Annotated in this window: 8 protein-coding genes; all 8 read right to left on the reverse strand. The window is 47.9% G+C overall.

What is annotated here, in order from left to right; translation table 11 throughout:
* Positions 1-493: 493 nt before the first annotated feature.
* The 8 genes from FKX85_RS19480 to FKX85_RS19515 all read right to left on the reverse strand — a co-directional run bounded on the left by FKX85_RS19480 (position 494) and on the right by FKX85_RS19515 (position 13,584).
* Entirely contained in the window at positions 494-1,906 is a 1,413-nt protein-coding gene (locus FKX85_RS19480) for a TolC family protein (protein WP_141616310.1), read from the reverse strand.
* An 8-nt stretch (positions 1,907-1,914) separates the two neighbouring features.
* A complete protein-coding gene (locus tag FKX85_RS19485; RefSeq protein WP_141616311.1) occupies positions 1,915-3,291 on the reverse strand; it encodes an HlyD family secretion protein in 1,377 nt (458 codons plus the stop codon).
* Positions 3,292-3,297: 6 nt separating this feature from the next.
* A complete protein-coding gene (locus FKX85_RS19490) occupies positions 3,298-4,929 on the reverse strand; it encodes a peptidase domain-containing ABC transporter (RefSeq protein WP_141616312.1) in 1,632 nt (543 codons plus the stop codon).
* A gap of 408 nt (positions 4,930-5,337) precedes the next feature.
* Positions 5,338-6,681, reverse strand: a complete 1,344-nt coding sequence (locus tag FKX85_RS19495; protein ID WP_229239700.1) for an IPT/TIG domain-containing protein — start codon at positions 6,679-6,681, stop codon at positions 5,338-5,340.
* The gene (locus tag FKX85_RS19500) at positions 6,682-7,605 is read right to left on the reverse strand and encodes a phosphodiester glycosidase family protein (RefSeq protein ID WP_141616313.1); all 924 of its coding nucleotides are present in this window, start codon (positions 7,603-7,605) and stop codon (positions 6,682-6,684) included. It abuts the gene before it with no gap.
* A 20-nt stretch (positions 7,606-7,625) separates the two neighbouring features.
* The gene (locus tag FKX85_RS19505) at positions 7,626-8,924 is read right to left on the reverse strand and encodes a RagB/SusD family nutrient uptake outer membrane protein (RefSeq protein ID WP_141616314.1); all 1,299 of its coding nucleotides are present in this window, start codon (positions 8,922-8,924) and stop codon (positions 7,626-7,628) included.
* A 22-nt stretch (positions 8,925-8,946) separates the two neighbouring features.
* A complete protein-coding gene (locus tag FKX85_RS19510) occupies positions 8,947-12,228 on the reverse strand; it encodes a TonB-dependent receptor (protein ID WP_229239701.1) in 3,282 nt (1,093 codons plus the stop codon).
* A 165-nt stretch (positions 12,229-12,393) separates the two neighbouring features.
* Positions 12,394-13,584 carry a FecR family protein gene (locus FKX85_RS19515; protein ID WP_141616316.1) on the reverse strand — a complete coding sequence of 397 codons (1,191 nt, stop codon included), beginning with the start codon at positions 13,582-13,584 and terminating at the stop codon, positions 12,394-12,396.
* Between the last annotated feature and the right edge of the window lie 98 nt (positions 13,585-13,682).

Below are 13,682 nucleotides of genomic sequence, written 5' to 3' on the forward strand. Positions count from 1 at the left end.
AAATGATTTAGGAGATTAAGATCTAGTAATGGTCATCATGGTTAGTTCTACCATTCAACAGTCTTGATTTGGGCATGATGATAGGATATCCGACTGGATTTTTCAGCTCCTAAATACAGCTCTCCCAATACGACGATCGGAAGGAAAACCTCTTTGGACTTACTAATCCTGCTTTGTCAAATTAAGGAAGTACCTTTAAAGAGATCCCTTCCCGATAGCTACCGGGAAAGGCTGTTCCCCGGGATGACAGCGTGTTTTGTCCCCGATATCCACCGGGGCAGGCTATTCCGACGAAGGAATCTCCTAAAATAACCGTAACATGACAAAGTAGGACTAATCTCTTATTAATAAGCAGAGTGGTTTACATTATCATGACAATAAACTACCTGGTATATTGTCAAACAAAGCCACCATTATATGAAATTGGAAACACCCTGAGCCTAAAAATCATATGCATATATGTTTCCACTTAAAAGGAATTGTCCTTTCCAAACTACTGCCCTTCCACAGCAATATCCAGGGTATTGGAGAAATAACCATATTTCAATTTTTCCAGCTGCCATTTGGTTATCAGGTCTACCAGCTTGAGTTGGCCTTCCAGGTATTTTTCCTGGCGCTTGTTCAGCAGGAACACCGAACTTTCCCCATAGCTGAACTTTTCGGATTCCGCCCATAGCAACCGCTCATAACCGTCCACGTTCTGCTTTTGGTTGGCCACTTGATTGGCCAGCAGCCCAATTTGGGCCTGGCTGTTGAGCACCTTGTTTTTCAGCCCAAGGGTCTTGTTTTCCAGGTCCAGCTGCTTTTCCTGAACCTTGATCTTGCTGAGCTGCAGGTTTCCCCGTTCCCCTCTCAGCAGCAGAGGAAAGCTAAAGGAAAAACCCCATTTGTAGTCGTTTTCATTGTATCCTGGAAATCCTTCCCCGTCGGGAGTGAGCAGCGGCATGTATTTGAGCTTGAGTTTGGGCAGCAGCTTTTCCTGCTTCATCCTTCTTTCCGCCTGTAATGCCGTAATGTCCAGCCGGCTTTTTTGCAGCATGGGATGTTGCTCTACCGAGTCAATGGGGAATTGTGGTACGGCAGCTTTTTCACGAAGGTTTTCCAGTTCCTCTGGTTCCCTTCCCTGCAGGTAGGCATTTCCATCCTGGTCCCAAAGAAAATTCTCCAGGTTCCTCACGGTCGCCACATAACTCGACTGTGCCGACTGAAGCAGGTTCTGGCGATCCTGCCACACGGTAAAGGCCTCCAGGGTATCCATGGCTGTCTTTTCCCCATTAAAATATGAGGTTTTGGTATTTTCGAAATAATTCTTGGCCAGCACGACACTTTCCTGGACAATCGATAGGGACTGATGGCTATTGGCCCAGTAGAAATAGGCCTCCGCCGCACTGAAGTAAAGGTCATTGGTCTGCAATACCTGTTCTTGCCCTGCGATGGCCGCATAGGCCTTCGCCTGCTTCAGGGCCGTCCTCCCCTCGTCCATCAGCAGTCCTTGGAGCACGTTCAGCTCAATGCCGGCATTCCACAGTCCCTCGTCCCCAGCGATATAATTTTCCGGGTTCAGGTTATGGCCTGAATTCTTTTCATACCCCGCCACCAGGTCAAAACCAGCCACTGTTGGAACCCTTACCCCGGTGGCAAGTTTCCGGTAATAGATCTTCTCATCGTAATGTTTTTGGCTAAAATCCGCACCGGCCACCGGATCAAAATTTCCCCGCGCAGCACGTACGGTGGCTTCTGCCTTTTGCACATTGAGCCTCGCCTTTTGGGACAGGGGATGATGGGCCAGCACATCCTGGATGTACTGCTCAAAGGCAAGCATCCCATTTTCCTGGGCCGAGGAATCCGGATGAATGCACATCACCAATGAAAACAACAAGCCTATATAAATTCCAGCTTTGATCATGTCAATGCTTATTTTACCGATTTTAAGGGAGCCTTTAATTTAATTGATTTGGGGTTGGCCTTCTCCTCGCTGTAATAGTCTGTCGGAAAGCCATTCAGCTGTCTCCATACCTCGTACCAAAGCGGTACATCGTTGAGGAGCAGAAATGCCCGCGCCCCGGTGCCGATACTCAACCGCTCCGGCCATTTGCGTTCCTCAGGGTCAGGGGTCACCAGCAGTCTGTAGTAACCGTTATTGCTGATAAAGCGGTCCATGGCCACCACTTTTCCGGAGAAAATCCCTGTGGAAGCTTCCGGCCAGCCACTGATGACGATCGCTGGCCAACCATCAAAGCGCAGGCGGACTTTTTCATTCTGCTGCACCAAGGGAAGGTCCCGGGGCCTGACATATACTTCCACGGCCAAATCATACCGCTCCGGCACGATGGTCATGATATCGGTTCCCTCTTTGATCATTTCCCCTAGGCCTTTGGTCACCGTCTTGGTAATATAGCCCGATTGCGGCGCAGTGATAAAGTACCGCTCCCGTCTTTCGGTATAGTTGCGCAGTTGGTTGCGCAGCTTGGAAGCATCGGCGAATGTGCCCAGTTTAGAAGAAAGGGCCGACTGGATATCGGACTGCACCTTGGCAAGCTTGTCCTTGTATTCCCGCTCTGTCGACGAAATCTGAAGGTCCAGGTTGAGCAGCTCGTTACGCTGATTTGTCAGTTTGTTTTGCTGGACGCTCACCTTTGCCCTTGTTTCCTGCACTTTTAACTCTTTTTCCTGTAATTCGGTCAGCGACTTAAGTCCTTTGGCGTGCAGTTCGGTAGTCCTTTTCAATTGGTTTTCGGCAATAGAAAAGTTGGTCTTAAAGGCTACCAGATCCATACTGTCCATTTCCACCTTATTTTTGGCCTGCAGGATCTTATTGTCCAATTGCCTAAGCTTAAAGTCAAGTGCCTCTTTTACTGCCTGGTACTGCGACCTTAACGCATCGACTTTCAATTCGTAGGAATCAGCACTTTGCGTCTTGGCATTCAGCTGCTCTTCGGTCCTTTCCAAAAGGTTCGGGTCAAAATATTCACTCTTGGCATCGGAGATAAATACCAGGGTATCGCCCTTCTGGACAAAGTCCCCTTCCTTTACGTACCAGCGCTCCAGTCTTCCGGAAATCACTGACTGGATGGATTGGGGGCGCTGTTCTGGAGACCGTGTGGTGACATAGCCATCGGTTTGGATATTTTGGGTCCATGGCAGGAACATGGCGGCCAAAAACACGATGGATATGATCATAAAGGTCTTCTTGGAAAACTGAAAGGATTTGGCATCCTCCAATACCTTGAAGACCTTAAAGTCCTTCTTTTTGATATAGTTATTGATACTATTTTCAGAAATATTCAGCATAGCGGATTACAGCTTCACGGTCATTGTACTTCTTTTCAACCATTCTTCATCGTCACTAATGACGACCAAGGTCCATGGCTGCTGTTCATCGGTCAGGAACTCGATCAGTTTGACCCTTTCAGCCGTGGGTAAATTGGCCAACGGGTCCTCCATTAACAGCAGGCCTGGCCGATGGCATATCGCCCGTGCCAAATGTATTCTCTGGATGACACACCGCGGTGTTCTCCTCCCGCCACTATCCATGATCGTCTCCAATCCTTTTGGCAGCCCCTTGACATAATCCTCCAATTCCAGGTCCCGAAGCACTTCCAACAGTTCTTTCTCGGGCACCTGTCTACCTACCAGGATATTTTCCCGAATGCTCGCTTCAAATATCTGGTTGGATGCAAAGACAATCCCCAGCTTTTGGTGCAGGCTTTTTCTGCTCAGCACGCTGTAGGAGACATCATTTAACAGGACATCTCCCGACTCCAGGTCCTGCACACCGGCAATGACCTGCAGCAATGTGGACTTTCCTGATCCCGTTTCGCTGTTGAGCACTGCCCTGGCCCGCTCGGGTATGGTCAGGTCCAGGTCACTAAAGACCGGATCCAACGCATCCTTGTGCCTGAACGTTGCCTTTTTCAGCGACAGGGAACAATCCGAAGAGGGAGACAACACTTCCTGGCCGTTGTTCTGCTGCAGCTCCAGATCGGTCACAAATCCAATTTTATCGAATGCGGTCAGTACATCATATACACTGTCCCACACCCTTAGGAGCTTTTCCACCGAATTGATGATAAGGATGATGACAATTTCGGCAGCGACAAACTGCCCAATATTCATCTGCTGGTTGAATACCAACAGCCCGCCTACCACCAGTATCCCTGCGGCAATGAAAATCTTAAATCCGACAAAGGACTTGAACTGGTCCAGCAATACCTTAAAGTGCGACTCTCGGCTATTGATATAATCAGCTGTAATGTTATCGGTCTTGCCAAGATGGAATGCGGTAGGATCATTCATTTGAAAGGTCCTTCTCGCCCGGCCTATTTCTTCCAGCCAGTGGACAAGGCGATACTTGTACTTACTTTCCTCGATACTGGTCTCCAATCCTATTTTACCGGTAATCTTGACCAACAGGTAAAGGATCAGGATCATTACCAGTCCCATGCCAATGAAATAAAGGCTATAAACGGAAAGTAACAAAAGCCCAAAAAAGATCTGGAAGGTAGAAAGGGACAGGTCTATCAATATCTTGGGCAGTCCTTTTTGGATGGTCAGCGTATCAAAAAAGCGATTGGCCAGTTCCGGGGCATGGATGCTGTCCACCTCCTTGGCCTTCATTTTGGGGAAACGAAACGCAAATTCAAAAGCTGACCGCGCAAAAATATCCTGTTGGATATTCTCCACAATGCGCAACTGCAATACTTGCAGTACTCCTGCCACTCCAATCCCCAGTAATACCACGATGACCAGGATAAACCAAGAAGATGATAATTGACCGGTCTGGAGAAAATTGATGATGGCCTGGATTCCCAGTGGAAGGGACAGGTTGACCACACCGATAAAAACGGCATAGGTATAAATCTGCCTTATTTCTGGCTTGTATAGTTTTAAAAGCCGCCAAAGCCTTTTCACAGGGGATAAAGTACTCATACAGGTTACAATAGAATTAAAAGAAATAGTTGATCCTTTTTTCAGAAACATTAAACACAAAAATGCCCTTCAAGGTTTCTGATTTTTCAATTCTGATGGCGGTAGGACTGCGAAATTATAAAATATCGGCTTAATTCGGCAAGATCTGCCAGATTTTCCCTTAAAATTTCAAGATTAATTAACATTCACCCTTCCCCCGCCCGGGATGGCCCTTTACACGTATTTTGACACAGCTCTGGAGCAGCACATAAAAAAGCCCCTTCCAAGTATTACTGGAAGGGGCTTTCCTTTTACTGCCAAAACCGCTGGGAAATTGGTGGACTTTTTCATCCTACAAAACCAAGCCGAACTTTGGGGCATTATATTTACATATCCCAAACCATCATTCCCCCTTTGGTTTCAAGTAGTTTATTTTTGTTCAATTTTCCTCACCCTATGGTTACCAAGATCAGCAACATAAATATGGCCATCATGGCTGGTAACATCGGTAGGATTATAAAACTGTGCGGTCCTCCCTACCCCATCAAGGAAACCGCTGACAGAGCCGGCAATGGTGAGGACCTTCTCCTCATCGATCAGCCTAATTTTATGATTGGACAGGTCTGCTATGACCAGATTCCCCTCATCGGTAACCGTGATCCCATATGGATTGTTAAACTGGGCGTTCATCAATTGGCCATCCCTGGTTCCCTGTGAGCCATCACCTGCCACCGTGCTCACCTGGCCTGCATTCAAATCGATTTTCCGGATCAGGTGATTGATCCGGTCGGCAACGAAAATATTTCCTTTACCATCGATGTCCAATCCGGAAGGATACCTGAAGGTGGCATCCTGCAGGTTTCCGTTTTGATTTCCCTGTTCGCTTCCTGTCACGGTACTGACCGTTCCATCTACATCTATTCTCCTTATCCGGTGGTTACGGTTATCGGCTACATAAAGCACCCCTTCCTCGGACACCGCCACATCCAGTGGTTGATCAAACTGGGCCTGGTCAGCTGCCCCATCATTAAACCCCGCCACCCCTGTTCCGGCCACTGTGCTCACCGCACCCCGGGGATCGATTTTCCGGACAACGTGGTTATCACGATCGGCAATATAAATGTTGCCGTCCTTGTCCACGCAGGACTTCCAGGGATAATCCAACAACGCCCCTGCCACCGGACCATCCAAATAACCCCTTTGCCCTGTTCCCAATACTGTGGTCACCGAGCCATCAAATGACACCTGACGAATGCTATTATTGGTCCTGTCGGTTACGATAAGGTATCCATCAGGATGAACGGCCACTCCTTCAGGGTTCCTGAAAGATGCTGCATTGCCCATTCCGTCCACCAAACCGTAATCACTATTCCCTGCCAACGTCGAGACCATATAATTGGCAGGAAGTGCCACATGGATAAATTCAAGTAACGCTCCATCGGCACCTACACCATCTATGCTCACTTCAATAGTTTGCGGGCCCTTTCCTTCAGGAACAACCACCTGAAGCCTACTATTGCTCGCTTCCAAGACTTTGGCTGAAACCCCATTAAAGGATACGACATTCTTTTCCCTGTTTCTGCTGAAATTCCTCCCTTGGATGGTCACCACATCCCTGGCATTTCCTTCCACTGGGGCCATGGTATACAGAAAGGGATCCAGGCTGCTCTGTGGTACCACATCATCATTGTCACAACCAAGGATCGCCATGGCTGACAGGACCATGATCAATAATGGAATTCTATACACGCTTTTCATATTAACCTCCATCATTTATTCGTTTTCGTTTACCAAAATAGCCCAACCATTTGCCACTGGACGAGGTGTCCCGTCAGATGGGCGGTTACGCACATGAAATACGTCTTCCACACTGTGTAAGGTCACAAAGGTGGAAGACCCTCCACCATCGAGGTTAGTGGCATCACGCACCCCCAAAGCCTGGAATACTTCAGCCACTTCCGACAGGGACAGTCCATTGGAATAATCAAACTGACGGCCGTCCACCACCATGAAATAAACCTCTTCAGAATCGGTAATTCCCACCGCTGTTCTTGGGTGAATATCCTCGCTCACCAGGGGGACCAAATTATAATCCTTGATAAGCAGATCCCCCGCTCCCAGGGCATCAAACAAACCGTCTTGGAACTCGGGATAATCATCAGCATGTTCGATCACCAATCTCCCATTTTCATCCACGCCAAAGAAAGACCTCCCTACCATTGGGGTCGTCTTGACAGCCTCCCCATGCAGATGAACTACACCTCGTGGTTCTCCAGTGTCCATATTGAAAAAATCGGCATTGACACCACCCACGACCTTTTTTCCGGGCACATCTACCCATTCCATCATTTCAGGAATCGGCTGCATGCCAAAGCCACTACTGGCATATGGTGTCAGCGGAAACAGTTCCACGCCCTCCTCTTTTAGGTCTATCCTAAATACAAACATACGCATCGATAGTCCCTTCATGGACAAATAATGGATATCTGTCTCCTGGATCCCCGGGGCCACGGTAAAGGTCGTGTCCCAAAAAACCTCACTGACCAAATCAGTACTGTCCTTTACCCGCTGGGTGATGGATGCACGTTCTTGGTCCAGCACTGCAGGTTGGGTATCGTCGTTTTTACAACTGGCTGCCATCAAAGCCAATGAGCTGGCCAAAAGAACGGTATAATAGTAATTGATATATTTTTTCATCGTTTCTGCCTTTTTAGGGATTAGTATCCCGGGTTTTGTTCCAGTTTTTCGTTTAACAACAACTCTGTCTCAGGTATGGGCATCAGGGTTTCACGCTGCTGTATGCCCAATTCTTCCACGGCCTTCCCCGTCCGTACCAAGTCCACCCATCTGAACCCTTCTGCAAAAAATTCCCTTCGCCGTTCTTCCAAAACCAGGTCGAGGTAATCCGCTTCATTGGAAGGCGATACAGGTCCAAGCCCGCGAGCTTCACGGAGTTCATTGAGACGATCGAGTCCTTCGAGTCCCTGTGCTTCAGCACTGATCAGGTACATCTCGGCCAGCCTGCTTACATTGAGTTGATCGGTGCCGGTCTGGCCGCTTGGATACTTGTTTACCACGTCCAGACCATCATAAGTGTCCACCGAAACCTCCGCACGTAAATCGGCGGCGGTGAACATTTCCATTGCCCAGGGGTTGGGCTTGAAAACGTAGGAACCACTCTGGGGGTGGGCATAGGTATAAAATAGCGTGGACAGGTTGATACTGGACTCAATGGTGAGGTTTACAAAAGCGAAAATCAGTTCGCTATTGTCCTGCCTCCTGAACATTTCATCAAAGCTGTCCAAGTTAAAATAAGGCAAATTGATCAGCTCTTCGGCAAATGTAGCCGCCTCGGCCATTTTGCCCTGACCAAGCTTTGCCCGGGCCATCAATGCCTTGGCCGCCTGACTGGAAACGTAGTTAAAGTCTCCTCCCAGTTCACCATTAAAATCAGGGGCATGTTCCATGGCCACTGATAAGTCCTCTTCAATAAATCCCCAGACTTCCTCCGTTGAATTTCTTGGCAGCTTTTCCTGGGTATTTTCCCTGATAATCGGTACACCTCCAAATTTGACCAATAGGTTGTAATAAATATATGCCCGGAAGTAGTGTACCGTCCCATTCATCTGATTCACCCTAACGGAAGGAGCCATTTCTTTGATATTGGCAATCAGGGTGTTTACCTGATAGAGTGCCTCGTAGTACCCTTTCCAAGAACTGTTCACATAACCATGCTCTGGGCGGAGGATATTGCTGATAAAGGCATTGGTACCACCACCATTGGTCGACCCAGCTGAATTCAGGTCTCCTCCCACCAGGTCGGCTAAAATATAAGCTTCACGTCCAGGATCATTCTGAACGGACTGGTACACACCGATCAGGAAAGCTTCCACATCATCTTCGGTAAGATCTGATTCCGAAGAAACGGCCGATCGCGGATAAAGGTCCAACTGATTACCGCAGGCGCTGGCAAGTAAAAGAACCAGTAGGCCCAGGGTCAAAATTTTAGTATTCATGATTTTCTTCGTTTTTTTGGTTCTAGAAAGCAGCATTCAGGCCCAACCGGATCGTTCTGGGCTGAGGCAGGTTCATATTGTCGTCAGCCATATAGCGGGCATCGTAATTTTTGGATACCTCAGGATCCAATCCTGAATAGTTACTGAACAGGTACAGGTTTTCACCCTGGACAAAAATGCGGAGCTTGCTCATCTGAAGTTTGTCCAAAATGGACTGGGGCAGGGAGTAGCCCAAGCTCAAGGTTCTCAACCGCAGAAAGGAAGCATCTTCGAGAAACCTGGAAGAATTATAGGTATTGTATCCTGTTCCGTGGATCGCCCTTGGCACTTCATTGCTGGTGCCCGGTCCTGTCCACCGCTCCAGGGCAGGTGCTTCCCGAAAGCCTTGTCTTCCATTTCCCAGTCTATCAGTGGTAATCCTCCAGGTCGCATAAATCTCCGACCCTTGGGAGAATGTCAGGAATGCACTGAGGTCAAAGCCCTTATACTGGAAGGTATTGGACCATCCGCCGTAAAAGTCCGGGTTGGAAGTACCGATGATCTGGCGGTCGTCCACATTGATGATCCCATCGCCGTTGACATCTTCATAATGGACATCCCCTGCCCGTACTCCCTGCTCGTACAAAGTTTCCGGAACTTCCTCATCGGTCTGGAAAACACCCAGCATTTTATACATATAAAAACTTCCTACCTCTTCTCCCACCTGCAAGGTCCTGTTGGCCCCGATCAGCAGTGGCTCATCTCCGAGCAGTGAAGTAAGCTCATTTTCGATAAAGGAAATATTAAAGCTCGACTGCCATTGCAATTCACCAAAATGATGATGGTAGTCAACTAATAATTCCAGCCCTGTATTTTTCATTGAGCCGATATTACTGGTCACGCTGCTGAACCCACTGGTAGCATGAATGGGCATGTTGTAGAGCAGGTTTTCGGTGTTTTTGATAAAGTAATCTGCCGAAAGGTTAGCCTTTCCGTTCCATAGGCCCAGGTCAATTCCCACATCAAACTGGTTGGCCGTCTCCCAGGTAAGGTTGGGATTGCCATAGGTGGAAATGGAAAGGCCACTGTTTCCGCCATAATTGGCCCCACCACTCATCAGCGCCTGATAGGCATAGCTGCCGATGCCATCCTGATTGCCCGTAGCGCCATAACTTGCGCGCAGCTTAAGGTCTGTTTGGGGAAATTTCCAGAAATCCTCGTCGGAGGCATTCCAACCGGCAGAAACAGAAGGGAAAGAGCCATAGCGTTTATCCGGGGAAAATTTGGAAGACCCATCCGCCCTAATAGACAATGAAAGCAGGTATTTGTCCTCCCAGCTCAGGTTGGCCCGGCTGTAATAGGACTCCAGGGCATTTTCTCCAAACCCCGAGGATGCATTGGCAATCTCACTGGCCACTGACAGCACATCAAATGAGGGTGAGGGAAATCCCCTGCCATCGATGGAATTGATGCTGGTGGTCACTTTTTGGTAGGAATGCCCCGCCAGTGCATTTACGGTAAACTTCCCAAACGTATGGTCAAAATACAGGGTGTTTTCGATCAATCCATTGGTCATCATCCTGCGTTCGTCCAGTAAACGCCCTTGTCCTGCCCCATAAGGATGTTCATCGGTGTAGTACAGGTAATCTTCGGTATAAATGGCATCCAGTCCAAAGGTATTTTTCAGGTGAAAAGAAGGGCTGAAGATGATGTCCGCATAGGCATTTCCCAGCATCCTATAGTTGTCCAGCTTTGTGTTTTGCTCATTGATGATCTGCAGGTTGTTGTGGTAGACCAACTCTTCTGTCCCCCCCACATAATACTCTCCGTTGGGCTTGTAGGGCCTGTCAAAGGGCCGCTGTCCCATGCTCCGAAGAAAAATAGATGATCCATAGGTACCGTTTGGAACGCGGTGGTTCCTCGAAAAGCTCAGGTTGGTATTGGTCCCGATCTCCAGCCAGTTTACTGCTTGGTGGGTGACATTGACCTTGGCATTGTACTTTTTGTAATCATTGGTTTTGATTACCCCCTCCTGGTCCAGGTAACCACCGGAGATGTAAAGTTTGGTCTTTTTACTTCCACTGGAAAACGACACATTGACATTGGAAACAAAGGCCTCCCTCAGCACCAAGTCCAGCCAATCGGTATCCGGCAGTCCGGGATATGGATTTTCCTGGTATTCCACAAAGTTACCGTCCCCGGGCGTGTAGCCGTACTGTTGGTTATAATTATATCGGGCCTCGTTCAATACTTCCAAGTACAGATCCGAATCGGCCATTTTAACTTTGTCCAAATTGGGCAAATACTGCACACCAAAGTTTGTCTGGATATTCAGGCTCGATTGTCCTTCCTTACCGGATTTGGTGGTGATGATGACCACACCATTGGTGGCACGTGAACCATAGATGGCCGCAGAGGCGGCATCCTTGAGCACTTCAATGGATTCGATGTCATTGGGATTAAGTTCGGACAGTGGGTTCATGCCCTCACCAAGGTCAAAAAGCGCAGCGTTATGGTTCACCAAAGGAATACCATCAACTACATAAAGGGGCTCGTTCTGACCACTTAAGGATCCGATTCCGCGAATACTTACGCGGACATTGCTCCCTGGTGTGCCTGCGCCGGCCCCTACATGGACGCCCGGCATCCTTCCCTGCATCATCTGGTCTGGTCCCAGCACCTGTCTGAAGTTCTTTTCATCTGGCCTGAAGTTCGAAATGGCACTGGTCACTTCCTTTCTGTCCTGCTGTCCATAGCCAATGACCACGATTTCGGAGAGGTCGTTTTCTGATGGTCTAAGGGTGACCGCTATTTTACTGCGGCCATTTACAGGAATCTCTTGGGGATCATACCCGATAAATGAAATTACCAGAATGGCATTCTCTGCCAACCCGCCGAGTGCAAACCTCCCGTCCAAGTCGGTAACCGTCCCTTTGGAGCTCCCTTTTACCCGAACGGTAGCACCGGGCAGCGGCTCCCCATCTGTACTGATCACCCTACCGGTTAGTGTAATATCTGCTGGATCACCATCGGTTAAGGGCTTGACGACAATATAGGTGTCCACCAGCTGATAAGTAAAGGGTTGATTGGTGAAGACTTTAGAAAGCGTCGTTTCCAGGGAACCGCTCTTTACATCCACATCCACGGGATTGGATTGGCTTACAGTTTCATCATTGAACACAAACCGGTAGGTGGATTGTGATTCTATCATTTCCATCACTTCTTTTAAGGGAAGTCCTTGGGCCTTTAGGGTCAACTCCTGGGAATGGACCTTGGCGGTTACCTGAAAGACGAGTGATAAGCATAAGATTAGTGTCCATTTCATAACCAAAAGGTAATTGGGCGGAGCAAAAGATACCCCCGGTCCACCTTGTCCTAAGTGGGTTAATTTCATAACTTTACAAATTAGATGTTGATCGATAAAATTTTAATGTGATGTTAAAAGGCATTGATCAGCCTTGCCGGTGGTTTTGCGAGAACCACCGGCTTTTTAATGGGTGATGTTTTTTACATAGACCGTTCCGTTATTAAGTTCAAAATCGATTGCTCCTGACATTTCCAGCATCCCCAAGACTTTGGATAAATTGGTATCCATTGAGATGGTACCACTGAAATGCTTTTCCGGGATCTCACCATCAAAAGAGACCTTGATGGCATACCACCGTTCCAATTGTCTTAAAATATCATCAAGCCTGGTGCGCTTGAACATAAATAGCCCATCCTTCCAGGCCACCACCTGCTGCATATCAATTTTCTTTACCGGTAATCCGCTATCGGAAAGTACTTGTTCACCGGGTGAAATGACTTTGCTATGTTCCCCAAGGGAAACCTTCACGCTTCCCTCCAGCAGGGTGGTCCTGGTCAGCGGTTCATTGTCATAAGTATTGATGTTAAAATGGGTACCCAGCACTTTTATTTCTGTGTCATTGGCCTGGACAATAAAGGGGACTTCAGGATTATGGGCCACTTCAAAATAACCTTCTCCCCTGAGGGTCACCATTCTGGATTGTCCTGTAAAATTGGACGGAAACTCGAGAGAAGAGGAACTGTTTAGCCAAACCTTTGTACCATCTGCCAACACCACTTGGTATTTACCTCCTTTTGGCACAAAAATCCTGTTCATGTCCGCATCGGAAACAGCGAAATCCTTTTGGACATTAAAAACCACCTGGTTGAGCCTTTTGGCCACAGTGAGGCCAACATCCTGCTTCAAGGTTCCTTCTGCGGCCCTATCCAACATGATTTCCTCTCCATCTGGGAGTACCAAAATGGCTTTGTCCGTCCCTGGCCCTATCTCTGCACTAGCCAACGTTCTTTGATTGGCAGGCTTCATATCAGGCAACCAACCACCATATATCCCCCATCCAAATATCAAAACAGCTAAAATCGCTGCTACTGCTGCATAGCGACCCCACCGTTTTTTTCCTGGATTTTCCGTCTTGGTGCTGGAAGGAAGATGCTGCTTCAACTTGCCAAAGGCTCCTGTGGAGTCTATTGAAGAAAAAAACGCCATCTCTTCTTCCAACAATTGCTCTTGAGTAATACGGTCATAAAAGGCCCTGTTCTCCTGGCTATGGGAAAGCCACCTTTCCAAGCGGTCACGCTCCACTGCGCTCAGTGTTCCTTTGAAGCTTTTTAGAATAAGTTGAGAATATATATGGATGTATTCTTGCTCGTTCATTTCTGTGTGTTTGTCCTTATTACACAGAAACAGGTAAAACAGGTGAAAGAAAATATCGTTTTTTTAAAGAAAAAAATTAATTAATACTGAGATAATAC

Source organism: Echinicola soli, assembly GCF_006575665.1.
Classification (GTDB): Bacteria; Bacteroidota; Bacteroidia; order Cytophagales; family Cyclobacteriaceae; genus Echinicola; species Echinicola soli.